Below are 24,349 nucleotides of genomic sequence, written 5' to 3'. Positions count from 1 at the left end.
TCCTTCACTACGCCGCTTCCCGCCGGCCGCCGACCAGCAGCGTCAGGCCCACCAGCGCCAGCGAAATCAGCACCAGGAAGACCGCCATGGCCGCGGCGAACGGCATGTTGGACTGGTAGATCGCCTGATCCGTGATCAGCACCGAGAGGGTCCAGTGCTGCGGCCGCCCGAGAATCTGCGGCAGCAGGTAGGACCCGAGCGCGAAGACGAAGACCATGATCAGGGTGGCGACGATGGTGTTGCGCAGCGCCGGAACGACCACGGTGACGAAACCGCGCAGGGGGGAAGCGCCGAGGGTGCGGGCGGCCTCCAGCAATGTCGGGTCGAGGCGCATGAAAGAGGGGTAGAGCAGCAGGATCGTATAGGGAAGGGCCTGATAGACCATCCCCGTCAGCACCGCGCCGAAGCCCGGCAGCAGGGCCTTGGGCTCCGCCATCAGGCCGAGGGCGACCAGCAGGTTGCTGACCCCGGCGGTGCGCGAGAACAGGGTCGACCAGGCAAAGCCGATGATCACCTCGGAGAGGGAGAGAATGGCCAGCAGCCCGACCAGCCAATAAACCTGGACGCGGCGGCTGCGCCCGGCAAGAAAACTGGTGAAGGGAAAGGACAGGGCCACGCAGCAGACCGCCACTGCCGCAGCCAGGAACAGGGAGAAGCCGAGCACACTGCCGAAGAAGGGCGTCAGAAAGCGCTCGTAGTTGGCGAGCACGAAGTCGACGGTGTAGAAGCCGCCCTGCTGGCGCCGGAAGAAGCTGACGGCGATCATGATGGCGAAGGGCACGACGAAGAAGACCACCAGCATGGCCGCCGGAAAGGCCAGCGGCAGATGGTCGGAGAGGGTCCTGGCCCGCTCCCGCCTCATTGCGGCAGCACCACGCAGGACTCGGGGGGAAGCTGGATGCCGATGGCATCGCCGGCGGCAACTTGGGGGCGTTCGCGCGGCGTGGAGACGGCGATGACGGTGGTGCCCGCCACCTCGACAAAGGTCTCCACGGTGCCGCCGAGGTCGCGCAGGAAGGTCACCCGCCCGGTCAGCGGTGCGTCCGCCGGGGCGGTCAGGCGCACGTCCTCCGGCCGGATGGAAAGGCGCGCCCGTTGCAGGCCCGCGGGCAGGGCGACACCGGGCAGGGGGACGCCGTCGACAACCGCGTCGCCGCTGCCGTTGGCGGCGATATCGAGCAAGTTGGTCGAGCCGATGAAGTCGGCGACGAAGGCATCGGCCGGCCTGCGGTAGATCTCCACCGGCGCCGCCGCCTGGCGGATGCGCCCCTCGCCCATGACCACCACCAGGTCGGCCATGGTCATGGCCTCGCGCTGGTCGTGGGTGACGACGACGGTGGTGATGCCCAGCTTCTGCTGCAACTGGCGCAGTTCCACCTGCATGGCTTCGCGCAGTTTGGCGTCCAGGGCGGAGAGCGGTTCGTCGAGCAGGAACAGCCGCGGCGAGACCGCGAGCGCCCGCGCAATGGCCACCCGCTGCTTCTGTCCGCCGGAAAGCTGGCCGACGGGCCGGCTGCCGAAGTCCGGCAGATGGACGAGGTCGAGCAACTCGGCGACGCGCACCTCCTGCTCGGCCTTGGGAACGCCGCGAATGCGCAGCGCGTAGGCGATGTTGTCGCGGACATTGAGGTGCGGAAACAGCGCCAGCGACTGGAAGACCATGCCGAAATCGCGTCTGTGGGTCGGCAGGTCCGTGATCTCCGCGCCGTCCAGCAGGATGCGCCCGGCGCTGGGCGTCTCCAGCCCCGCGATCATGCGCAGCAAAGTCGTCTTGCCGCAGCCCGACGGGCCCAGCAGACAGACGAAGGTGCCGTGGGGCACGGTCAGCGACAGATCGTCGACCGCCGTCAGCGCGCCGAAGCGCTTTGCGATGCCCTCAAGGGCCAGTCCCGACATGGCGTCCCCGCGTTGCGTGTCGACAGCGCTGATTGGCGACAGGGCAGGCGGCCACCGCCGGAAGCGGCGGCGGCCTTAGGCCCTCTCGGTGTCGTCCGGCGTGGTCTTCAGCCGACGATCAGCTCTGTCCACTTCTGATTAAGCCAGTCGGACTTGGTCTGGTAAAGGTCGTAGCGCGGGACGATGGGAGCGATCTCCGAGGAGACGGAAGCGAACTCGTCGCCCGTCAGGTCGAGCAGGTTGCGCTTCACCGTCGGGGCCGTGCCGACCTTGCGGGACATGGTGGCCTGGATCGACGGCTGGCTCATGTAGTCGATGAAGATATGCGCCTCGTCGGACTTCTTCGAAGCGCGCGACAGCGCCCAGCAGCCGCTGTCGAGGATGCCGCCCTCCTTGGGGAAGGTGGACCGCACCGGATGGCCGTCGGCCGCCGCCAGGCCCGTGACGTCGTGATAGTACTGGCCCATGGGGATCTCGCCGGACTTGAGCGCCTGTTCGAACTGGGCCTCGTCGCGGTACCAGAGCCGCACGTTGGCCTTCACCTCTGCCAGCTTGTCGAAGGCCTTCAACAGCCCCTCTTCGCTGTCGAGGGCATCGGTGCCGCCCATGTAGGTCTTGGCGGTCACTTCCAGCAGGAAGGAGTTGGAGACCAGCGCCAGGAGGCCGAGCTTGTCCTGATTGGCGCTGTCCCAGAGCGCAGCCCAGGAGGTCGGTGCCTCGGGATAGGCTTCCGTGTTCGACACCAGAGTGATGTACCAGGCCACTGCGCCGATGCCCGCCACCCGGCCGTCGGGATAGCTGTTGATGAACTCGCCGATCAGGTTTTCGCTGTTCGGCATGCGGTTCCGGTCGAGCGCCGTCCAAAGGTTGATCGCCTGGCCCTTGAGCATGGCGACCTGGGACATCATGGAGACGTCGGCGGGCGCACGGCCGGCCTTGGCCGCCTGCTCCAACTGGACCAGCCAGGCCTCGCCCGTCGGTTCCGCCACCGACTCCACCGCGATGCCGGTGGCCTTGGTGAACTCAGGGAAAATGTGCTTGTCGAAGGAGTCCTTGAAGTAGCCGCCGTAGACGCCGACCTTCAGCGAGCGGTCCTGCGCGCGCAGCACCGTCGGCATCGCGAGGGCGCCGGCTCCGGCGAGCCCCGCGCCCGCGAGTCCCGCCGCCATCAGGCTTCGGCGGCTGATGCCGCTCTTGGCAATACGCTTGTTCATCTCTCACCTACCTCCACTGTCGTTGCTGGGACCACTTGGCGTGGCCTGATTGATTGGACCTTCCCCCCTGTTGCGGTCGGGTTTGCCCCGACGCCAGCCGTCACGCGAAGCGCGGGCTGTAAACCATCAGACTGAGAATCTCGAACAGCACCTGCGCCCCCACATGGGCGGTGTTGGTGGTGGTGTCGTACTGCGGCGCCACCTCCACCACGTCGCCGCCGACAACGTTGACCCCCTTCAGGCCGTGCAGGATCGCCAGCACTTCCCGCGTCGTCAGGCCGCCGACCTCCGGCGTGCCGGTGCCCGGCGCAAAGGCGGGATCGATGCCGTCGATGTCGAAGGAGATGTAGGTCGGCCCGTCGCCGACGACCGCCAGGGCTTTTTCCACCACGGCGGCGATCCCCAGCTTCGGCACTTCCTCGGCATGCACGACCGTCATGCCGCTGTCGAAGGAAAACTCCCAGAGATACTCCGCCGAGCCGCGGATGCCGATCTGGATCGTCCGGGTGGGATCGAGCACGCCGTCCAGCACCGCGTTGCGGAACGGTCCGCCGTGGTGGAACTTGCTGTGGTCGAAGGCCCCGCCGGTATCGCAGTGGGCATCGATGTGGACCATCCCGACCGGCCTCTCACGGCCGATGGCTTTCATGATCGGGTAGGTGACGGAGTGATCGCCGCCGACCGAGAGCGGCACCACGCCGGCGGCGTGCACTTTCTCGAAGTAGCGCTCGATGTCGTCGAGGCTGCCCTCCAGCCGGTAGCGGCTGGCGAAGGGCACGTCGCCGACATCGGCGACGCGCAGATCGTACGTCGGCGCGCAGGCCATGACATGGTTGTAGGGGCCGATGCGCTCGATGGTGCGCAGCGCCCGCGGCCCGAAGCGCGCGCCCGGGCGGTTGGTCACGCCGAGGTCCATGGGCACGCCGATCAGCGCGACCTGAAGGTCGCCGAAGTCGGGGTCCTGCGGGTCGATCTCGCGCTGCGGCGCATCGAGCAGCGTGGAGATGCCCGCATAGGGCGCCATGCGGGTTCCGCTCGCATCGAAGATCTGGTCGGCCACCTTGCGGTAGGCCGGGTCGAAGACATCGCCCCCGTGGCCTTGCGCGTACTTTTCCCGCAGGGCCGCCAGTTTCTCCGCATCCCAAGCCATGATCGCCGCCTGTCCCCCAAGCAAAACCTTTGTTTTCCTTGGGTGGCAGTATCGCGGAAGGGCCATTGCGAGAGCAATTGACATTGTTGTACGGTCTTATGTGAGAAAAAATCACATAGGATTGCCGCCATCTCCGCCCGCCTGCCGCCCCTCAATCCCTTGCGCGCCTTTGAGGCCGCCGCCCGCCATGGTTCGGTTTCGCGGGCCGCCAAGGAACTCAACGTCACACACGGGGCGGTGAGTCATCAGATCCGCAGCCTGGAGGCGGCGCTGAACGTGGCGTTGCTGGAGCGCGGCGCGCGGCGGGTCAAGCTGACGCCCCACGGCGCGGCCCTGCTGCCGACCCTATCGAGTGCGTTTCAGGACATCGCCACGGCGACGGCGCGGATGACCCGGCCCTCGACCGGCGGCGATCTGGTGGTGAGCTGCGTGCCCGCCCTGCTGTCGCTCTGGCTGATCCCCCGTCTCAGCCGCTTCTCCGAGCAATTCCCCGGCGTGCGCTTGCGGCTGACCGGCGGCAACGATCCGGAGGCGGTCTTCGATCCCGATGTCGACGTCTGTATCCGCTACGGGCAGGGCACCTGGGGCGACTGCTGGGTGCGGCACTGGTCCGACATCGAACTGTTTCCCGTTGCCAGCCCGACCCTGCTGAACAGCCGGCCGCTACGCTCGGTGAAGGACCTCGCCGACCATGTGCTGTTGCATGCCGACGAGGGGCGGGAATGGCAGACCTGGCTGACCGCGGCCCGGGCGCTGGAACTCAGCAAGGGCCGGCATCACTTCATGAGCGATGCCCGCCTTGCCGTCGAGGCGGCGCTGCAAGGCAACGGCGTGGCCATCGGCGACAGCCGGACCGCCAGCACCCTGATGGCCCGTGGCAGTCTGATCGCGCCCTTCGACCTTGCGGTGCCGGCCATCGACAGCTTCTACGTGGTCTGCCGCAACGAGGTGAAAGCGGCGCCCATCGCCAGCGTCTTCATTGACTGGCTCTTTGCCGTCCGCGACGAGGAGGACGCCAGCACGGAGGTCCAGACCGCCGGCCGCCGCGCCCTGCGCCGGGGACGGAGGGGAGGATAGGGGCGGTTCCATTAGGCCGGGATCCAGTCCGGATCGCCCGGCCACCCGGTCAGGTCTTCCGCGGTCCTTGCATGAGGAAATGCGTTGCGCCGCCTTCCTGCATGCGGATTGGCACGACGTAGAGCTTCTCGAAGAAGTGGTTGTAGCGGTCGTGGACCTCTTGCGCGGATGCGAAGTGGCGAACGTGCTCGCGCCACGGAAAGTTCGGTACGGAGGCGAGGATCACCGTCTTGGGACGGACACGCTCGAGAACCGCTAGATCCTCATGCACGTGTTCCAGGAACTCGGTCGACAAGACGATGTCGTAGTCATGCGTCTCAAGCGAATCGTCTTCAAAGACATCGGCGCAGCGGAATGCCAGCCCGGGGTTGGTCTTACGCGCCTGATCGATGGCGACCTGGCTGAAGTCGATGCCGAGGTAGCTCTCGGCGAGGTTCATGTCGCGGATTGCATTTGCCAGTTGGCCGGGCCCGCAGCCGATCTCCAGGATACGCCGCTTCTTTTGAAGTCTCAGGCGGTCCAGGATCACGGCCCAGAGACCGTAGTACTGTGTCTGCGTATAGTGGCGCTGGAAACCGGCGTCGCTGGTAAACTTCGTATCGTAGTATCCGGCATCCAGTTGCCGGCCGATGGCTTTCGACGGCTCGCTCATGCAGCGTTGTAACTCCGAAGACTGCGCGCTTTGCTGGGCTGGACTCTGACTGCGGTCAGGCAGTATCGGGGCTCAGGCATTCAGGCCCGGGCTCGAACTCGGTGAAGTAGCGGCGTGCCGGGACATGGCCGCAGCAGCCCTCGTCCAGTTCTTCCCTGGTGAGAATCTCTCCGCATTCAAGGCAGATGTTGCTGCCGACTTCGATAAGGTTCAGATCCTCGGGCCAGCCCTGATTTCTCAACTCTCAATTGTCCGATGCCGTGGCTTCCCATCAACTCGGGATACTTGCGCTCGAACCTGGAAAAGCGCAACCGAAAAATGAATATAATCAAATGTATTACAATTATGGAGATTGCTAACCCTTTTGCCCTTGATGCTGCGGCCATAGGGGCAGGTATGAGGAACAGGTCTACAAAGCGCGGCACGGGCTCCGGTGCATTCCGCTCACGCCGCCCCCCTCCCGGGTCGTTATCCCCGGCCCAAGCAGGAGAGAGGGTGCTTGCGGCCGCCTCGGGAATGCGTCCTGGCCGCGGTGAGCGCTGGAGGGTGGGACCGCCGGGTCTCGGAAAGGAGGAGCTGGTCTCAGCCCGGCTTGTCGAAGACGCCCTGTACCACGGTGACCCGCTCCTCTGCGAGGCTGCGGCTGAGGTTGGCGAACATCTCGGCGAAGGCCGGGCCGAGGATGATGGCCGGGCCCACAGGGTGCTGCGGCGCGTGGCCCTTGGCGGCTTGCTGGGCGGCGATGACCTTTTCGCTCCAGACCCTGGCCTCCGCGGTGAGGTCGCGCCAGTGGCGTTCCTTCAGGCCGGCGGCGAGCAGGGCTTCCCGTACCGCTTCCGGCGCCGTCAGGTGGCTCCACTCCGGTGTGTTGGACCAGGGTGCCGGGAAATGCGGGTCGCCGGCGGTGCCGGCCATGATGTCGTAGAGCCCGAAGCGGCCGCCGGGCTTCAGCACCCGCGCCACCTCCCGGTAGAGCCGTGCCTTGTCGGCGATGTTCATCGCCGCGTGCTGGGTCCAGACCTGGTCGAAGCTGGACTCGGCGAAGGGCAGGGCGAGGCCGTCGCCGCAGACGAAGCCGGCCCGTCCGGCGAGGCCGACCTGGGCGCTCAGCTCCTGCGCCGCCAGGCAGTAGTCCGGGGTGAGGTCGATGCCGACGACGCGGCAGCCGCGCTGGTCGGCCAGCCAGCGCGCCGGGCCGCCGATGCCGCAGCCCAGGTCCAGCACCACGGCGTCGGCCTGTGGGGAGAGGAGCTGGGCCAGCTCCTCCGTCGCCTCGTGGCCGCGGAGGTGAAACTGATCGTAGGGGATGAGATCCGCCGGGCTGAGGCGGGCGAGGTCCTTACCGGCGGCCGTAAGCGCGGAGAGGATGCGCCCGCTCGGGGCGCCTTCCCGGGCGTAGTGCGAGGCGACGTTGGGTGACCGGCTCATAGGCATCGCGAGCATCGCACCGGCGGGCATAAGCCCGCAAGGCTTTCCGCGGATCGGATCGGCGTTGCATGGAGCCTGCTCCTAGAGGTCTTCGGCCAGGGTCTGAGAGTTGACCTCCGCCAGATGGATGGCGTCGGTCAGAAGCTGGGCGATCTCCAGGTTGTTCTCCAGCACCGTCTTGGCCTCCGGGCGCGGGTCCTCGGCATAGGCGGCCATACGGCTCAGGATCTCGGCGCGGATCTCCGCCAACAGCTCCTCGCTGCGCTGGCCGTTCGGATTGTCGGCCGATACCAGATGCTTGCTCATCGGGGCTCTTCCCTTGTCTGCCGTCAACGGGCCGCGCCAGTATCCCCGTAAGATGCTTAACAAGGGTTAACGAGCGGACGGAAAGCGTCAGCGGTCATGCATTGTTCTTCAGCCTATGGTAGAGGTGTTCAGGAACTCCCAGACAACCAACTCAGAGTGAGCCATGGTAAGCGGTCAAGACAAACTGCTTTCGCGGATTGCCGGTTTGCCCCCGCTGTTGGCTTTCCTGATTGTCTTTCCGCTTGTGCTTTTTGGTTGGGCGATGGCCGATGTAGCATCACGGGCCGCAATGTCGGGTGGGCCTCTCAACCTTGCGATTTTGGCTGGGACCCTCAATTCTGCAGTTTTCGTGATCTACCTGGGCTACCCGCTTTTCCTGTCGCTCTTCCTTTCCGGGCGCTTTGCATCGCGCACACAGCAGCGGCCAAGGCTCGCACTGGCAGCTCTGGCAGCCCCTGCCTGCTTTGGGTTCGGTGTGCCATTCTTTGGCCAAGGACTCGTTGACGCTGCCGATGCTGGGCACTGGCTCGCCGAATTGGCATCTGCAGCCGCTACCCTTCTGTGCTTTGTTGCGGTGTTCTATCTGCAGGCCGCTGGAGCCCGTGCGCTTAACGAGGCAGAACGGGGGCCCTACCATTCGGTGTTCCACACCGTGACGACCTGGTTGCAGCTCTTTTATCTGCCGTTCTGTATCTACTTTCTGCAGCGGCGCGTCCGCGCCTTGCTTGCCCGGTACGAGCACTGTGGTCCAGGCGTCATCGCGCTGCCAATGGAGAAGCTCAAGATCGCACAGCTTGCTTCCGGTCACTTGTCGCTGCTGCTGACGGATCACGTCGGTTGGGAAGGCTTTGAAGACTACGCCGCTGAGCTCCTGCATCGCCTCGACGGCAGACTGGTGAAGAGGGTCGCTGGCCCCGACATGCATATCTGGGACGTGGAGATCGAGACCACACCGCTGCAGCTTGTTTTCGATGACTTCCCTCCGGGCGTGGCCCTGGAGTCGCACAGCTATCCCGGTGACATCTTCCTGAAGAAGCTGCAGTCCAGGCTCGCTTAAGCGACCTGAAGCGCCCAAAAACGAACCCGGGCCGTTGGAGGGCGGCCCGGGTCAGGACGGATCGAGAAGCTTTGGCGGCTTACTTGCCGCGCGAGATGGTGATCTTCTTCGCCTTCTTCTGGGCGGTCTTGGTCTTCGGCAGATCGACGGTCATCACGCCGTCCTTGAAGGTGGCGGCGATCTTCGCTTCGTCGATGTCGGCCGGCAGGGTGAAGGAGCGGCGGAAGCTGCCGAAGGATCGCTCACGGCGGTGATAGTTCTCCTCCTTGACGTCCTTTTCCTCCTTCTTCTCGCCGGAGATCGTCAGCCGGTTGTCGGCGAAGGTGACCTCGACGTCCTTTTCGGTCATGCCGGGCATTTCGGCGGTGACGTGATAGGCCTTGTCGTCCTCGCTGGTGTCGACACGGATATCGAAGCTTGCACTTTCGCCGTTGCCGGCAAAGAGGGAGGGGCGCCCGAAGCCGCGCCAGAAGTCGTCGAACACGCGGTCGACTTCGCGGTGCAGGTCGGAGAGGGAGGATGCCGCACCGGCCTTGCCGTGCGGCCAGGGGGTCAGATCTTTGAGGGCCATTACAACCTCCTAAGCAGGACAGGTCCTGTCTTTCTGAGATGGGTGCGCCGGGTGGCGACCTTTTGCCTGGAGATTACGCAGGTGCGGCGATTTTTGCCTTGAGACAGATCAAGCAAAGGCCGGCACTCAAATCCCGCCACCCAAACCCCGCCATTAAGATCCCGGCGCGCAAATCCCGGTGAAGAAGGCTTCAAGACTCCTCTTCGCCCTTGACCGCGTCGCCGCGACACGGCCAACTAACTGTCATGACCATCGGGCATGCCATGACCCTGAAGGATCTCGTCGCCGGCGGCAAAGCCGCCATGGCGGAGGCCCTGGCCGTGCTCGAATCGGCGCCGGAGGCACCGGACACGGTGGCGCTGCTGGATGCCGCCTTTGCGGCGCCCAGGGGTCACGTCATCGGGGTCACCGGGCCGCCGGGGGTGGGCAAGTCGACCCTTCTGGGCGCGCTGCTGCCGGAGCTGCGCGGCGCCGGGCGGACGGTGGGTGTGATTGCCGTCGATCCCTCGTCGCGGCGTAGCGGCGGGGCCCTGCTGGGCGACCGCCTCAGGCTCATGACCGATCCGGAGGATGGCGGGGTCTTCGTGCGCTCCATGGCGGCGCGCGACCGCCTGGGCGGTCTGGCGGAACTCACCGTCGCCGGCATGTTGCTGATGCGCGCGGTCTACGACGTGGTGCTGATCGAAACCGTCGGCGTCGGCCAGTCGGAGACCGACGTGGCCTGGGTCGCCGACACCGTGGTCTTCTGCGTGCAACCCGGCTCCGGCGACTCCCTGCAGTTCATGAAGGCCGGGATCATGGAGATTCCGGACCTGGCGGTGGTCACCAAGGCGGACATGGAAGCCGCGCAGCGCAGCCAGGCGGATCTGCGCGCCGCGCTGACCCATCAGCGCCGTCCCAATGGCTGGAAAGTGCCGATCCTGCCGGTGGCCGCCCAGCGTGGCGACGGCATCGCGCCCCTGGTCGCCGCCGTCGACCGTCACGCCGCCTGGCTGGCCGATGCCGGGCGCCTGGAGAAGCGCCGACACACCAACGCGCGGATCTGGTTCGCCGAGGCCCTGCGCACCCGCTTCGGGCGGGAAGGGGTGAAGCGGGCCGAAATCATCGGCTGCCGCCTCAACCTCGACCGCGGCGACTCCCCCTACGAACGCCTCGCCGACCTCTCGGCGGCAATCGCGGATTAGGGACGCCGTTTCGAGGTCATGCTCGGGCTCGACCCGAGCATCCACCCTTCGAGACGGCCGCTTCGCGTCCTCCTCAGGGTGAGGCGGCTTTGAATTCCTCATGCTGAGGAGCGGCGAAGCCGCGTCTCGAAGCATGGACCTCAAGACCGAATGCCGACAAGTACAGCCTAAAACTCCGCCCAGTCGGGTTTCCGGGCGGTGACCTTGGCGTCGCCGGCCATCAGCGGCGCGTCGTAGCGTTCGCCGAGGGAGTCCAGGCGCAGGAGGGCGAGGCCGAGGGCCGTGCCGCCTTCCCCGGCCACCACCGAGCGCAGCACGCCGGCGTTCTTGCCGTCGCGGGTGACGGCGCTGCCGGTCTCGGGCAGGGGGCCTTCGATCTCCACCGGCAGCAGGCGCTTCTTGATGAGGGCGCGGTACTTGGTGCGCGCGGTCAGCTCCTGGCCCATGAAACAGCCCTTGTCCCAGTCGACGCCGTGCAGCTCGTCGAAGCCGTTTTCCAGAAGGATGGACCGCTCGACCTCCATGTCGCGGCTGCCGTCGGGCGCGCCCGCGGCAATGCGCCGGCGGTCGTAGTCTTCAAGGCTGGCTTCGGTGAACCCGGCCTCCGTTAGAGCCGCCGCAGCGCCGGCCTTGGGCAGGATGGCGCGGGCGCCGAGCCGGGCCAGGCGCGGGTCGACGAAGGCCAGGCCGCCGCCGAAGGAGGCAGTGGTGCCGGGCTCCTCGGCCAGCCCGAGCTTTGCCAGAGCGTCGTCGCCGAACAGCGCGGCGACCGCGTAGTCCTCGCTGGCGTCCTCGACCGTGACCTGAGAGCGCAGCTTGTAGAGCTTCAGCCGCCGGGCGAGATCAGCGCGGCGCTCGGCCTCGCAGTCCAGCAGGAAGGTTTCGCCTTCAGCAGTCCCCTCTGCGGCTCCTCCTGCGGCCCCCTCTGCTGCCAGGAAGAACTCGTGCAGGAACTTGCCCTGCGGCGTGAGGAAGGCTGACCAGACGGTCCGGCCGGCCGAGACCTGCGCCACGTCGTTGGAGACGATACCCTGCAGGAAGTCGACCCGGTCGGCGCCGCCGATGCGCAGCAGACCGCGATGGTCGAGAATGACCGCCTTGGCGTCGCTCATGAGGGTTCAGTTCCTTTCGGGGTGTCCGATCCCCTAGAGGTGGCATCCCCTGCTGCCCGGCGCAAGGCCCTTTGCCAAGCTGAGACCGCGCCTCTATAAGCGGCGCCATGCGCCTGCTTTTCATCACCGCCACCCGCATCGGCGATGCGGTGCTGTCCACCGGCCTCTTGGACCACCTGCTCACCCGGCATCCGGGCATCCGGGTCACCGTGGCGGTGGGCCGCCTGTCGGCACCGCTGTTTCAAGCGTTGCCGGGGCTGGAACGGATCATCGCCATCGACAAGCAGAGCTACAGCCGCCACTGGCTGAAGCTCTGGGGGCAGGCGGTGCCCAGGCGCTGGGGCATCGTCGTCGACCTGCGCGGCTCGGCCACCGCGTATCTGCTCTGGACGGGACAGCGCATCGTCATCGGCAAGCGCCGGCGCGGGCGCCACCGGGTGGAGGAACTGGGCGATCTGCTCGGCCTCTCGCCGCCGCCGGCCCCCACCGTCTGGCTGTCGCCGGAGGCCGAGGCGCGCGCCGCCGCGCTGCTGCCGGCGGGCGGGCCGGTACTCGCGGTCGCCCCGGCGGCCAACTGGATGGGCAAGCAGTGGCCGGGCGAGCGCTTTGCCGAACTGGCCGCGCGCCTGACGGAGCCGCAGGGACCGCTGCCCGGGGCGCGGGTTGCGGTCTTCGCCGCACCCCATGAGCGTGCCCAGGCGGCGCCGGTGCTGGCTGCGGCCGGGGGGCGCGGCGTCGATCTGATCGACTGCGGCGACCTGCTGCAAGTCGCTGCCTGTCTCCGCCGCGCCGATCTCTTCATCGGCAACGACTCCGGCCTCATGCATCTGGCCGCGGCGGCGGGGGTGCCGACGCTGGGTCTCTTCGGCCCAAGCCCGGAAGCGCGCTACCGCCCCTGGGGGCCGAAGGCGGCCTTCGTGCGCACGCCCGAAAGCTTCGAGGCGCTGACCGGCGTGCCGGGCTTCGACTTCGCCGCCAAGGCCTGTTTCATGGAGAGCCTCACCGTCGATGCCGCCGAGATGGCAGCCCGGGACCTCTGGTCCAGGACGACGGGCGGTTAGCGCGCCGGTGGCAAGGCAGCCAGCACCTCTTCGAGGCTGAGATCCGTCAGCGACGGGCGCCTGAGCGTTGCCACGCTGGGTCCGCGCGGCGCGATCTTCGCCGGATCGGAGTCGTGGGAGTAGAGCACCAGTGAGGGTGCGCCGGCGGCGGCGATCAGGTGCATGGGGCCGGTGTCGTTGCCGACTGCAAGAGCGGCGCCCCGGCCGAGCGCGGCCAGCGCCATCATCGGGGTCCGGCCGCAGAGGTCGCGGGCCCCGGGCACTGCTTCGGCAATTCGCGCGATCTCGGTCCGCTCTGGCTCTGCCCCGAGCAACAGCGGCGTGAGGCCGCGGTCGAGCAGGTGACGGGCCAGGGCGGCATAGCGCTCCGCAGGCCAGCGCTTTCCAGGCCTGTGTGCCGCGCCGCCGGGCACCAGCAGGGCATAACGCGGCGGCAGGTCCAGCGCCGACAGGTCGGCGGTCATGAACGAGAGGTCAGGCAGGCCCGGATGCGGCACGCCCGCCAGCGCGAGTTGGTCGGCCTCCCGCGCGCAGATGTGGGTCGCAGGCCCCGCCGGCATGACATAGCGGTGGGAGGCGCCCGGAACGATGCCGACCCACTCGGGCTTGGGGGCCTTCAGCAGTCGGAAGTAGGCTCCGCTGCGGTCGGAGCGCTGCAGGTCGTAGACCCGGGCGAAGCCGGCCTCGTTCAGGCGCTGGCGCAGGGTCAGCCAGACTCCGGCCTGCCACCACTTCGGGCGGCGGTCGATCCAGATCCGGTCGAAGCAGCCGCTGGCTTCCGCCATCGCGCGGAAGGGCGCGGTCGTCATCAGGGTGATCCGCGCGCTCCGGTGGTGGGCGCGGATCGCCTGAAAACTGGCGATGGAGAGCACGAAGTCGCCGAAAGCGGAAAGCTTGATGACGAGGATCTGCTCTGGACTCTGGTCTGAAGGCTCGGCGGGCATGGTGGTCATGGAATGGCTCGCCGCGCATCTAGCCCGCTGAGCATCGGGCACGCAACAAAAGCTTCGTGCGTGCAGCCGCGCCGCCCGCGTTGTCACCGGCGGGGGACCCGCGTTGTCACCGGCGGGAGAATCGTGGAATCCTCCTCACTCAATCCCACGATCCAACCGCAGCGGCTGGTCTGGTCGGCAAAGCGGCGCTCCGCCTGCTGCCGCAGTGAACCCCAGGAGCCGCCCGCGAGACTGACCTGCAGCCGCGCTTCCGCGGCCTTCAATCCGCCGCCCTCAATCGACTGGGAAGGAAAGGGAGGGGTAATGGGCAAGTGGACACGCCGGGCCTTTCTGGCTGGTTCCGGGGCGGCCATCGGCGTTGCGGGTGCGCAATACGCATCGGAACCCAAGGCTCCCTTCGGCCGGCCCTACCCGGATGCGGCGGCTTCCGAATCGTCCGGCGCAACCCTGCTGAACGACGCCAGCCTGCTCAATCCCACCCCGGTGGCCAAACACCTGGTCATGGAGGCCGATCCGGAGGAAGCCTTCGTCACGGCCTTGCGCGCGGAACTCGGCACGGCACGGGCGGCGGGTCGGCCCTTCGCTCTCGGCGGGGCCCGACACTCCATGGGCGGGCAGAGCCTGGCCCGGGGCGGCACGGCGGTGACGCTGGACCAGAACTGGCTGGAGGCGGACAGCGCGGCGGGCGTTTATCGGGTCGCTGCGGGAACCCGATGGAACCGGGTGATCGCCGCTTTGGACACGCTCGGCTTCTCGCCGAAGATCCTGCAGTCGAACAACGACTTTGCCGTCGCGGGAACCTGCGCCGTCAACGCACACGGCTGGCCGGTGCCCTTCGGCCCCTTCGGCAGCAGCTTGCGCTCGCTGCGGCTGATGCTGCCGGACGGGGATGTGGTGCGCTGCGCCCGCGACGAGAACCCGGATCTCTTTGCCATGACCCTCGGCGGCTACGGGCTGACCGGGGCGATCATCGATCTGGAACTGGACATGGTTCCCAACGCCCGACTCGCCCCGGCCTTCGAAGTCATGCCGGCGGGCGACCTGGGTAAGCGCTTTGCCGAGATGCTTTCAGGCGATGGGGCGGTTCAGATGGCCTATGGCCGCCTCGACGTTTCGATCAAGCGCTTCTTCGAGGAAGGGCTCCTGGTGAGCTACCGTCCGACAGCGGATCAGGAGGATCTGCCTGACGGAGCCGGCCCCGGTTTTCTCAGCCGCGCCTCCCGCCCGGTGCTGCGCGGCCAGGTCGGGTCGGAGCGCGTAAAAAGCCTGCGCTGGTTTCTGGAGACCGAGCTCGCCCCGCAACTCGGCAGCGCTGCGATCACCCGCAATGCCCTGGTGAACGTCCCCGTCGCCACGTTGCGGGACAGCGACCCCGGGCGCACGGATATTCTGCATGAATACTTCGTGGCGCCGGACCGCTTTGCTGCCTTTGTCGACGCTTGCCGGGACGTCATCCCGTCGTCCTTTCAGGAGCTTCTCAACATCACCCTGCGCTTCGTGGACGCCGACTCGGACAGCCGGCTTGCCTATGCGGCGGGGCCGCGCATTGCCGCCGTGATGCTGTTCTCCCAGGAAATGTCGGAGCGCGCAGAGGCCGACATGGCGCGCATGACCCGCGGTCTGATCGATCGTGTCCTCGACCTTGGCGGGACCTACTATCTGCCATATCGCCTGCATGCCACTGCAGAGCAGTTCGGGCGCGGTTATCCCTCCGCCGCCGCCTTTGCGGCTGCGAAACGCCGCCTGGACCCGGACGTGCTGTTCAGGAACGCGCTCTGGGACCGCTACCTCGCTCCGCTTGGCTGAGGCAGCTTGCTACTGCCCCGCATCGACTCGCTATTGAATCGTCGGGCCGTCCATGACATATCCAAGTCACTTTTGCTCCAAAGCACCTTTGCGCGGGCTGATGGTTCGGTCGGCCCGGCGCAGTGAGCGGGAACTGTGGTCCAGCAAGGCAGTCATATCGGTTCGGCCGCCAGCGCGGCGGACAGGCATCCCCTGCAAGAGGCGGAGCGGCTGCCCGTCTGGCTATTCCTCTGGCTGCCGCTCGCCGTCGCTCTGGTTCTGATTGTGGCGGGCCATGCCGACCTGAAGTTCTACGAAGCCTACATCGGCAGCGAAGTCGGCGTTCTGGAGGGCAGCCACGTAATCATTCCGCTGATCAGTGTGGTCTATTGTCTGCGCATCCTCGCGCTGCCAGAGGCGCGGCGTGACAGGCTGATTTTCATCTGGATCCTGCTCGGCATGCTCGGCAGCATCTACCTGGCCGGTGAAGAGGCAAGCTGGGGCCAGCACTACGTAGGCTGGGTGACGCCGGAGGGCTGGCAGGCGCTGAACGACCAGGGCGAGACCAATCTCCACAACACCAGTTCGTGGTTTGATCAGAAGCCGCGCAGCCTGCTGGAGATCGGCGTCATCGTCGGCGGTATCATCATTCCGCTGCTGGCGTTGAAGCGTCCGCAGATCCGCCAGGGGCGCTTTGCGGTCTTCCTGCCGCCGCTGGTCTGCCTGCCGGTCGCGGTCATCGCGGAGTTCGCGAAGACCTGGGAGCGGCTGCAGAGCGAAGGCCTCTGGGACATCGTTATCTTCCAGCGCGCCAGCGAGATCCAGGAACTCTACTTCGTTCTTTTCATCCTTTTCTATCTCGTCGTGTTCCGCAAACGCCTGCTTGCCCAGCGGCTGGCTGGGCCGAGCTGAAGCGACTCACCGCAACCGCCGTGTCGAGGCCGCCGGAGCGCGGCCTTGGCCGGGCCGACAAACCAGAGGGGTGACCGCAGTCCATGCCGCGCTTGCTGCAGGCCCTGGCCGGTGCGCCGCAAGGTGGCGCGGAGATGCATTTCCTGCGGCTCTGTCTGGCTTTGAAACGGGCGGGCGTGGAACAGCGGGTGGTCATCCGGCCGCATCCGGAAAGCCTGGCGATCCTGAGGGCGGGCGGCATCGAGCCGGTGACGGCGCCCTTCGGCGGCTTCTTCGATCGTCGCACCGGGCGCATCCTGAAAAGAGAGATCGCCGCCTTTCGCCCGGAGCTGGCGCTGACCTACATGAGCCGGGCCTCGGCCGCCATGCCCAAGGGCGACTTCCTGCATCTGGCGCGCCTCGGCGGCTACTATGACCTGAAGTACTACCGCCGCTGCGACCATCTGGTCTGCATCACACCCGACATCAAGGCCTACTGCGCGCGCGAAGGTTTTCCCGAGGACAGGATCCACGTGATCCCGAATTTCGTCGAGGACCGTCGCGCCGATCCGCAGGACCGCGGCGCGCTCGACACGCCGGCCGATGCGCCGCTGCTCTTCGCCCTCGGCCGGCTGCACGAGAACAAGGCTTTCGACATCCTTCTGCAGTCTGTCGCGCGGCTTCCCGGCGCATACCTCTGGCTGGCCGGCGACGGGCCGCTGCGGCAGGCCCTGGAGCGCCAGGCCGAGGACCTGGGGATTGCAGAGCGGGTGCGCTTCCTCGGTTGGCAGCAGGATCCGGCACCCTATTTCGCCGCCGCTGACGTCTACATTGTGCCGTCGCGCCACGAACCGCTGGGCTCCGTGGTGCTGGAAGGCTGGATGTACCGCGTGCCGATGGTGGCCGCGGCCAGCCAGGGGCCCTCCTGGCTGATCGGGGACCAGGAGGACGGCCTGCTGGTGCCCGTCGACGACGCAGAGGCCATGACCGCGGCGGTCGCGCGTTTGATCGCCGAGCCGCAGACGGCGGAGCGCCTGGTCCAGGCCGGGCGCCGCCGCTTCGAAGAAGGATTCACGGAAGAGGTGGCTGTCGCGCGCTACCTCGATCTCTTTGCCCGCCTGCTGAATGGCAGCGCCGCGCCGGCACGATCTGCAGGTTAGGCGGCCAAGAGGGGCACAAGCGCGATTGGGAGTGGGCTCAACAAAGGACGGTACAGATGGCTGAAGATTGGGATCTCCTTATCACCGGCGGCGAGGTTTTTACCCCTGCCGGACTGGCTCCGGCGGCCGTTGCGGTCAAGGACGGCCGCATAGTCGACATCGGTGACCTCAACCCTGGAGGGGCCGCGGAGGTTTTCGACGCCTCGGGCCTGACGGTTCTGCCGGGGGTGATCGACACACAGGTGCACTTCCGCGAACCCGGGCTGGATCACAAGGAAAATCTGGAGAGCGGCACACGGGCGGCGGTGCTGGGCGGGGTCACCGCGGTCTTTGAGATGCCCAATACCAACCCGGCCACCATTGACGCAGCGGCGCTGAACGACAAGCTGTCCCGCGCCCGGGGCCGGGCCTGGTGCGACCATGCCTTTTTCATCGGGGCGGCGGCGGAGAACGCCGACAAGCTGGGTGAGCTGGAGCGCCTGCCCGGCTGTTGCGGGGTCAAGATCTTCATGGGCTCGTCCACCGGCTCCCTGCTGGTGGCCGACGACGACACCCTGCTGGCGGCGCTGAGCAGTGGCACGCGCCGGGTTGCAGTGCATTCTGAGGACGAGGAGCGCCTGCGCGAGCGCTTCGATCTGGTGCGCGACGGCGCGAACGTCGACCAGCACCCGGTCTGGCGCGACGAGGAAACCGCGCTGCGCTCCACCCGGCGTATACTGAAGCTGGCCCGCAAGGCGGGGCGCCGCCTTCATGTGCTGCACATCACCACCGCCGACGAGATGCCGATCCTCGCCGCCAACAAGGACTTGACCACCGTCGAGGTGACGCCCCAGCACCTGACCCTGGCGGCCCCGGACTGCTACGAGCGGCTCGGCACCCTGGCGCAGATGAACCCGCCGATCCGCGACGAGCGCCACCGCGCCGGCCTGTGGGAGGGCGTCCGCCGCGGCATCGTGGACGTCGTCGGCTCCGATCACGCACCCCACAGCCGGGAGGAGAAGGCGGCCGACTATCCGCGCACGCCGTCGGGCATGCCGGGCGTGCAGACGCTGCTGCCGTTGCTGCTGGATCATCTGAATGCCGGGCGGCTCACCCTGCCGCGGCTGGTCGACCTCACCTCGGCCGGGGCGCAGCGGATCTACAACATCGCCCGCAAGGGTCGCATCGCTGTCGGCTATGACGCCGACTTCACGGTGGTGGACCTGAAGGCGCGGCGGGAGATCACCGGCGACTGGCTGGCTTCCCAATGCGGCTGGTCGCCCTTCGAAGGGATGACCGTCACCGGCTGGCCCAAGGCGACCATCATCCGCGGCCGGATCGTCATGCGCGAGGACGAACTGCCCGGCGATCCGCTGGGTGAGCCGGTGCAGTTCATGGAGACGCTGCCGCGGGGCTGAATGCGCGAAGCTGCGGCTGCCTGAACCCATGATCGATGACTGACACGCCTCATAGGACAGAGCCGGTCCCATGGCGCTCGGGTCCGATCATTCGGTGGCTGCTGGACGAAGGGCGTCTGACGGACAATGTCGACGAAACCGTCGAGCAGCTTGGGCAAAGAATGCTGTCCGCCGGCGCGCCGCTCTGGCGGCTTCGCCTTTCCATGCGCACCCTGCATCCCCTCATTGCCGCCTTCAGCTCGGTCTGGGAACGCGAAGCCGGCGACACCGAGCGCATAGAAACGCCCCACGGGCTGGAGGGCCGTTCCGGCTACATCGGCAGTCCGCTCGAGATCATCGGCCGTACCGGGCAGGCGTTCAGAAAGCGGCTTTCAGCCACGCTGACATCGGCCGACCATACCGTTCTGCACGAATTGAAGGCCCGTGGCGCCACGGACTACTTCGGCCTGCCGCTCCTGTATTCCAGTGGTACGACCGCCAGCCTTGTTTTTACGACCGACGCAGCCGGCGGCTTCTCCGATCATGACATCGCGTGCTTCACCGAGATTGCATCGGTGGTGGCGCCGATCGCGGAGGTGTTCAGCACCCGGCGCATTGCGCTCGCCGTTGCCGAAGCCTACCTCGGTCCCCGGACCGGGCGCCGTGTGCTGGAGGGTCAGATCACCAGAGGCGACGTCGAGACAATCAATGCCGCCATCCTTGTCAGCGATATCAGGGACTGGTCCGGACTGAGCAATCGCCTGCCGGCCGAAGAGGCCCTGGCCTTGGCGAACCGCTACTTCGAGATTGTCGCCCGGGCGGTTGAGGGCCATGGCGGAGAAATCCTGAAGCTCATCGGCGATGGCGTTCTGGCTATCTTTCCCGCTGATGAGGGAAGCATGTCTGCCGAAGCTGCCTGCCGGAGTGCGCTGTCTGCTGCCCGCCAGGCCTTGCAGACGGCCGATACCCATAGCAAAGCTTCGAGCCTGCGATTTGGCACGGGCCTGCACTTCGGCGAGGTCCTCTATGGAAACATCGGCTCCACAACCCGCATAGACTTCACCGTACTTGGCCAGGCCGTGAACATCGCGTCGCGCATCGAGGGTCTCTGCAGCCCGCTTGGAGAGCCGATCCTCTTTTCCGAGGCCTTTGCCGAGCGGCTGGCAGAACCGAGTGCCGTTGTGGCTGACGAGGTTCTCAAGGGGCACGAGGGAACGTTCAGGGTCTTCACGGTCTCACCTTCGGCGTGATCTCATGGCGGCCGCCAGCAAACTCAAGGCCGCCGTCGTCGAGCGCAACGCCCCTGGGATCGGTGTTGGAGTCAGGGCCACTGTCTGTGACGTTGTCGCCAAAGACATTGACGCCGTACCGCTCCAGGACCCGAAGGCGTCGCCCATTCGCCAAGTAGTCAGGATCGCGCCCGGCGCCGGGCGAGTCGCCATACCGCGAGACTGTGATCCCGGGCGCGGCGGGTCGGTCGCCGGTCCCATCGGGCCATTCGACTTCCGGCCCGTCTCTCTCCTCCGCCGGGCTCGTTCGATCAAGACTGTCGCCGCCGTCACCGAGCGCGGAGACCGTGATCGCCATGCAGTCCTCGCCCGACATCCGCCCCGCGTCCGCAGCGGTCTTTCTCCTGAAGACCTCCGTGCCGTCTTCGCGCGCCTCGAAATCCCGGATTGTGAGGATATCGAAGGGGTTCAGGCTCACGATGGCGACCCGATTGCCGCCGAACGCGACGGCGTCGAACTCCGGAGGCTCGCCCCCCCATGCACGCGGGAAATGAAACGTGACTTCTTCGCCGATCAGACTGCCTGACGGGTCGAACTGCTGTCCTCGAACGATAAATCTGTGATCGGCAGCGTCCTTGGTGGCGTGGATAACAAGGGAGTTGCCATTGGGCAGGGTGATGAATTTCAGGTTCGCCGCTATGTCAGCCGTGTCGGCGACGGCGGGGTCGACGAGGAGCTGCGGGAGTGCGGTCATCCGTTCGGTCCTTTGCGCGTTTTATCCAGATCGTTTCCGTGCTTGGGCCGTTCCTCCGCTGGCGTGATTGGTCACTTGAGGGGCTGTTGTCGGTTCGCTTGTTTGTCGCGTCTTGCCGACGACCACCCGATTGCCGTTGGTTCTTTCTTTGACTTACGAGATCTGCCTGGCGCGCGGCTTCAGGCCATGGGCCGTGACTCCTCGGAACAGGACTTCGCTGCAGATGAGTGCACCTTTGCGCGCGGTTGGAACCCGGTGGAGAAGGCTTGAGAGCGAGGAGTAGCCCGACAAGCCAGTCTCCACCGAGTTCCATCGGCCTTTGCAGCGGCAAACAACCGCAAAGGGTTCAATGCGCTTAGCTGACGTTCACGAAGACGTCGTTGTCCACGTTCACGGTGGTGCCGTCGTTGAAGGTGAAGGTCGTGAAGTCGGCGCCAGCCTGGGGGTTGCCGGTGCCGCCCAGCAGATCGCCGGCGGAGAAGTTCACCTGGTCGCTGGTCCCGGCGTTGCCGTCTCCGTCGCCGAGGATCGTCAGATCGATATCGCCGCCGGTGTCGCCGCTGATGATGTCCAGGATGTCGGTCAGGCCGAGGGTGATCTCATCGTCGGTGCTGCCGTCTTCCGTCGAGACGACTTCGAAGTTGTCGAGGGTCGTGGTCACCGCGCCGAAGTCGACCGTGCCGTTGACCAGCAGCACGTCGCCGCCCACTTCGTCGGTTTCGCCACCGTCCAGTATGGCACCATCCTCGAAGAAGATGGTGTCGTCACCACCGCCGCCGAAGATGCTGTCGGCGCCGCCCAAACCCGAGAGGGTGTCGTTACCGCTGCCGCCCTCGAGACGGTTATCCTCTGCGTTGCCAAGGATCTGGTCGTCGAAATCCGACCCGATCACGTTCTCGAAGTCGTTTGCGATGACTTCCCTATCGTTGGTCTGGACAAAGCCGTCCTGGGAGGATTCTCCCTCGTCGGGGACGTCGAGTTGGACGATCGCGGCGGCGGCGAGCTCAGAAAGGTCAAGCGTGTCGCCGTTCTCGTCCTCTGCGCCGCCTTCAAGTCTCATGATGATCTGATCGGCCACGTCGCCGACCAGCTCGGCCGTGTCGTCGCCGCCACCGAAGTTCACCTCCAGCACCTCGGTGTCCTGGATGTCAATCTCGAAGAGCCCGAACTGCGTCTGTCCGTTCACCTCGGTGCGCGCGAAGAGTACACCGTTCCCGGCCGTCTGGATGCGCGCCCTGTCGTCGTTCTGCAGGTCGTTGTTGACCAGATCGGTGAAGAAGTTGACTTCGGCGGTGTCGAACCCAGCGCCGCCGTCCATCAGGTCGGTGCCGTCACCGTTGTTCCAGACCATCCGGTCGTTGCCGAACCCGCCGCGCATGGTGTCGTCACCCCTGTTGCCGACGAGGACGTCATTGCCCTGGCCGCCTTCAAGCGTGTCGTCACCGTTGCCGCCGGACATCGTATCGTCGCCGAAGTCGCCGAGGATGAAGTCGTTGCCGTCACCGCCCTCGAGGCGGTTGTCCTCGACATTGCCGATGATGGTATCGTCGAAAGACGTTCCGATGACGTTCTCAAAGTCGTTGGCGGCGACCGTCCCACCGCCGCTCTGGACGATGCCGTTCTGGGACGGGCTGCCGCCTTCGGCGCCATCGAGGTCGAGAGCGACCACGGCCGCGCTGTCGAGTTCGCTCAGATCCAAGGTGTCGCCGTTCTCGTCCTCTGCGCCGCCTTCGAGGGCGATGGCGATCTGGTCGGCCACGTCGCCGACCAGCTCGGCAGTGTCGTCGCCGCCGCCGAAGTTCACCTCCAGCGCCTCGGTGTCCTGGATGTCGATCTCGAAGAGCCCGAATTGGGTCTGCCCGTTCACCTCGGTGCGCGCGAAGAGTACACCGTTCGCAGCCGTTTGGATGCGCGCCCTGTCGTCGTTCTGCAAGTCGTTATTGACGAGATCTGTGAAGAAGTTGACCTCGGCCGTGTCGACCCCGGCGCCGCCGTCCATCAGGTCGGTGCCGTCGCCGTTGTTCCAGACCATCCGGTCGTTGCCGAACCCGCCGAGCATGGTGTCGTCGCCTCTGTTACCGACGAGGAGGTCGTTGCCCTCGCCGCCGTCGAGCGTGTCGTTGCCGTTGCCGCCGAAGACCGTGTCGTCGCCGAAACTGCCGAAGATATCGTCGTTGCCGTCCCTGCCGTCGAGGCGGTTCTCCTCGAAGTTGCCGACGATGTTATCGTCGAAATTCGTTCCGATGACGTTCTCGAAGTCATTGGCGGCGACCTCTGCGCCGCCGGTCAGGACGACACCCTTTTGGCCCAAGCCGATCTGTGCCAGACTGTTCTGAGCCGGCCCGTTCTGAACGGGACCGCGCCCTATGGCGCTTTCGATGTCCAGAAAGACTGTCGCCGCGCTGTCGAGTTCGCTCAGATCCAAGGTGTCGCCATTCTCGTCTTCCGCGCCGCCGTCTAGGGAAATGGCGATCTCCTCGGCCACGTCGCCGACCAGCTCTGCCGTGTCGTCGCCGCCGCCGAAGTTCACTTCCAGCGCCTCAACGTCGTCGATGTCGAGTTCGAAGAGCCCAAATTGAGTTTGCCCGTTCACTTCGGTGCGGGCGAACTGCACGCCTCGTCCCGCGGTCTCAATACGGGCCGTGTCGTCGTTCTGCAGGTCGTTGTTGACCAGATCGGTGAAGAAGTTGACCTCGGTCGTGTCGTAGCCCCGGCCACCGTCCATCCGGTCGGAGCCGTCGCCGTTGTTCCACACGAGCTTATCGTCGCCGAAGCCGCCGCGCATGAGGTCTTCGCCCCTGTTGCCGATCACGGTGTCGTCGCCGAAACCGCCGAGCATGATGTCGTCGCCGTTGCCGCCTGACATGCTGTCGTCACCGAAACCACCCAACATGACATCGTCGCCGTTCCCACCATCTAGGGTATCGTCGCCGCGCAGGCCGAGCATGATGTCGCGGCCTTCGCCACCTTCGATGTTGTCGTCGCCGAAAGTGCCGATCCTCAGACCATGGCCGAATCGGCCGCTGATCCCGGTATTGCTTTCCTCTGGGTCGCTCTCCCTGGTGCGGAAAGTTTCGAAGGGATTCCTGCGTGTTCCGAACATCTGCTGATTCCTTTGAATGCCTTAGGTTGATCGGTTGCGCCACGGGGCCGACTGCCCGGTGGAGCGCGGAGAGAGATGCGCGACGCCTGTGGTTGCGCCCGGCTGATGCCTGTCGGTGACCCCGTAGGTTCTGGCGGCCGGCTCGCGCCGAAGCCTGCCAATGGGAACGGGTTGCTCGGTCACAGTCGGGCTCCGCGGGTACAAGAAAGAGGGGCGCCTGAAGCTGAAGCGGCGCCATCCTTTCCGGATGGCCCCGCTTCGGCTTGCTGGGCGCCCTTCAGGCCGCGATATAGTTATGCGAGCGTTGGTTTCAGCGTTGTGCGGAGGGTTGTATTGGCGTTTGAACGCCGTGGTTTTTTTAAGACAGAAGCGGTGCGCCTGGCCGTGCTG

General features: G+C 66.4%; 22 protein-coding genes. 9 read left to right on the top strand and 13 right to left on the bottom strand.

What is annotated here, in order from left to right; genetic code table 11:
- Positions 1–7 precede the first annotated feature (7 nt).
- From Q0982_RS18670 to speB, 4 genes are all read right to left on the bottom strand, one after another.
- Positions 8–862 carry an ABC transporter permease gene (locus tag Q0982_RS18670; RefSeq protein WP_299398035.1) on the bottom strand — a complete coding sequence of 285 codons (855 nt, stop codon included), beginning with the start codon at positions 860–862 and terminating at the stop codon, positions 8–10.
- Entirely contained in the window at positions 859–1,896 is a 1,038-nt protein-coding gene (locus tag Q0982_RS18665; RefSeq protein ID WP_299398033.1) for an ABC transporter ATP-binding protein, read from the bottom strand. The genes Q0982_RS18670 and Q0982_RS18665 overlap by 4 nt, the downstream gene beginning before the upstream one ends.
- 107 nt (positions 1,897–2,003) lie before the next feature.
- Positions 2,004–3,110, bottom strand: coding sequence for an extracellular solute-binding protein (locus tag Q0982_RS18660; RefSeq protein WP_322097065.1), 1,107 nt, complete (start codon positions 3,108–3,110; stop codon positions 2,004–2,006).
- A gap of 100 nt (positions 3,111–3,210) precedes the next feature.
- Complete coding sequence (speB, locus tag Q0982_RS18655; RefSeq protein WP_299398031.1) at positions 3,211–4,260, bottom strand: agmatinase; 1,050 nt, start codon at positions 4,258–4,260, stop codon at positions 3,211–3,213.
- A 120-nt stretch (positions 4,261–4,380) separates the two neighbouring features.
- Here speB and gcvA point away from each other — a divergent pair, with 120 nt between their 5' ends.
- Positions 4,381–5,337 carry a transcriptional regulator GcvA gene (gene gcvA, locus Q0982_RS18650; RefSeq protein WP_322097070.1) on the top strand — a complete coding sequence of 319 codons (957 nt, stop codon included), beginning with the start codon at positions 4,381–4,383 and terminating at the stop codon, positions 5,335–5,337.
- Positions 5,338–5,386: 49 nt separating this feature from the next.
- Here gcvA and Q0982_RS18645 read toward each other — a convergent pair whose 3' ends face one another.
- The 4 genes from Q0982_RS18645 to Q0982_RS18630 all read right to left on the bottom strand — a co-directional run bounded on the left by Q0982_RS18645 (position 5,387) and on the right by Q0982_RS18630 (position 7,723).
- The gene (locus Q0982_RS18645) at positions 5,387–5,989 is read right to left on the bottom strand and encodes a bifunctional 2-polyprenyl-6-hydroxyphenol methylase/3-demethylubiquinol 3-O-methyltransferase UbiG (RefSeq protein WP_299398030.1); all 603 of its coding nucleotides are present in this window, start codon (positions 5,987–5,989) and stop codon (positions 5,387–5,389) included.
- A gap of 55 nt (positions 5,990–6,044) precedes the next feature.
- On the bottom strand, positions 6,045–6,230 hold the full coding sequence (locus tag Q0982_RS18640) for a hypothetical protein (RefSeq protein WP_299398027.1): 186 nt from the start codon (positions 6,228–6,230) through the stop codon (positions 6,045–6,047).
- Positions 6,231–6,571: 341 nt separating this feature from the next.
- Positions 6,572–7,417: a class I SAM-dependent methyltransferase gene (locus tag Q0982_RS18635; protein WP_299398026.1), complete on the bottom strand. Its 846-nt coding sequence runs from the start codon at positions 7,415–7,417 to the stop codon at positions 6,572–6,574.
- An 81-nt stretch (positions 7,418–7,498) separates the two neighbouring features.
- Positions 7,499–7,723, bottom strand: coding sequence for a hypothetical protein (locus Q0982_RS18630; protein WP_299398024.1), 225 nt, complete (start codon positions 7,721–7,723; stop codon positions 7,499–7,501).
- A gap of 163 nt (positions 7,724–7,886) precedes the next feature.
- Here Q0982_RS18630 and Q0982_RS18625 point away from each other — a divergent pair, with 163 nt between their 5' ends.
- The gene (locus tag Q0982_RS18625; protein WP_299398022.1) at positions 7,887–8,780 is read left to right on the top strand and encodes a DUF3630 family protein; all 894 of its coding nucleotides are present in this window, start codon (positions 7,887–7,889) and stop codon (positions 8,778–8,780) included.
- 79 nt (positions 8,781–8,859) lie between these two features.
- Here Q0982_RS18625 and Q0982_RS18620 read toward each other — a convergent pair whose 3' ends face one another.
- Entirely contained in the window at positions 8,860–9,351 is a 492-nt protein-coding gene (locus tag Q0982_RS18620; protein ID WP_299398019.1) for an Hsp20/alpha crystallin family protein, read from the bottom strand.
- 245 nt (positions 9,352–9,596) lie between these two features.
- Here Q0982_RS18620 and meaB point away from each other — a divergent pair, with 245 nt between their 5' ends.
- Positions 9,597–10,535 carry a methylmalonyl Co-A mutase-associated GTPase MeaB gene (gene meaB, locus Q0982_RS18615; RefSeq protein WP_299398017.1) on the top strand — a complete coding sequence of 313 codons (939 nt, stop codon included), beginning with the start codon at positions 9,597–9,599 and terminating at the stop codon, positions 10,533–10,535.
- 167 nt (positions 10,536–10,702) lie between these two features.
- Here the strand turns inward: meaB and Q0982_RS18610 are convergent, their stop codons facing one another.
- Positions 10,703–11,647 (bottom strand): folate-binding protein YgfZ, encoded by a 945-nt coding sequence (locus Q0982_RS18610; RefSeq protein ID WP_299398014.1) that lies wholly within the window; start codon positions 11,645–11,647, stop codon positions 10,703–10,705.
- Between the two features lie 107 nt (positions 11,648–11,754).
- Here Q0982_RS18610 and Q0982_RS18605 point away from each other — a divergent pair, with 107 nt between their 5' ends.
- Complete coding sequence (locus Q0982_RS18605; RefSeq protein ID WP_299398012.1) at positions 11,755–12,708, top strand: glycosyltransferase family 9 protein; 954 nt, start codon at positions 11,755–11,757, stop codon at positions 12,706–12,708.
- Here the strand turns inward: Q0982_RS18605 and Q0982_RS18600 are convergent.
- Positions 12,705–13,661: a glycosyltransferase family 9 protein gene (locus Q0982_RS18600; RefSeq protein WP_299398009.1), complete on the bottom strand. Its 957-nt coding sequence runs from the start codon at positions 13,659–13,661 to the stop codon at positions 12,705–12,707. The genes Q0982_RS18605 and Q0982_RS18600 overlap by 4 nt on opposite strands.
- Positions 13,662–13,964: 303 nt before the next feature.
- On the opposite strand from Q0982_RS18600, the gene Q0982_RS18595 reads away from it, so the two are divergent.
- The 5 genes from Q0982_RS18595 to Q0982_RS18575 all read left to right on the top strand — a co-directional run bounded on the left by Q0982_RS18595 (position 13,965) and on the right by Q0982_RS18575 (position 20,123).
- Positions 13,965–15,467 (top strand): FAD-binding oxidoreductase, encoded by a 1,503-nt coding sequence (locus Q0982_RS18595; RefSeq protein ID WP_299398007.1) that lies wholly within the window; start codon positions 13,965–13,967, stop codon positions 15,465–15,467.
- A 135-nt stretch (positions 15,468–15,602) separates the two neighbouring features.
- A complete protein-coding gene (locus tag Q0982_RS18590; protein WP_299398005.1) occupies positions 15,603–16,358 on the top strand; it encodes a hypothetical protein in 756 nt (251 codons plus the stop codon).
- Positions 16,359–16,441: 83 nt separating this feature from the next.
- Positions 16,442–17,497: a glycosyltransferase gene (locus Q0982_RS18585; RefSeq protein ID WP_299398004.1), complete on the top strand. Its 1,056-nt coding sequence runs from the start codon at positions 16,442–16,444 to the stop codon at positions 17,495–17,497.
- A gap of 56 nt (positions 17,498–17,553) precedes the next feature.
- The gene (locus Q0982_RS18580; RefSeq protein ID WP_299398001.1) at positions 17,554–18,894 is read left to right on the top strand and encodes a dihydroorotase; all 1,341 of its coding nucleotides are present in this window, start codon (positions 17,554–17,556) and stop codon (positions 18,892–18,894) included.
- A 35-nt stretch (positions 18,895–18,929) separates the two neighbouring features.
- Complete coding sequence (locus Q0982_RS18575) at positions 18,930–20,123, top strand: adenylate/guanylate cyclase domain-containing protein (protein ID WP_299397999.1); 1,194 nt, start codon at positions 18,930–18,932, stop codon at positions 20,121–20,123.
- Here Q0982_RS18575 and Q0982_RS18570 read toward each other — a convergent pair.
- Positions 20,101–20,856 carry a hypothetical protein gene (locus Q0982_RS18570; RefSeq protein ID WP_299397996.1) on the bottom strand — a complete coding sequence of 252 codons (756 nt, stop codon included), beginning with the start codon at positions 20,854–20,856 and terminating at the stop codon, positions 20,101–20,103. The two genes, Q0982_RS18575 and Q0982_RS18570, sit on opposite strands and share 23 nt — an antisense overlap.
- A gap of 355 nt (positions 20,857–21,211) precedes the next feature.
- A complete protein-coding gene (locus Q0982_RS18565) occupies positions 21,212–23,959 on the bottom strand; it encodes a calcium-binding protein (protein ID WP_299397994.1) in 2,748 nt (915 codons plus the stop codon).
- Positions 23,960–24,349 lie beyond the last annotated feature (390 nt).

Source organism: Pelagibius sp. (assembly GCF_028281305.1).
Taxonomy (GTDB): domain Bacteria; phylum Pseudomonadota; class Alphaproteobacteria; order Kiloniellales; family Kiloniellaceae; genus Pelagibius.
The sequence above is the reverse complement of the archived record's forward strand: the minus strand, read 5'-3'. Positions and strand labels throughout refer to the sequence as shown.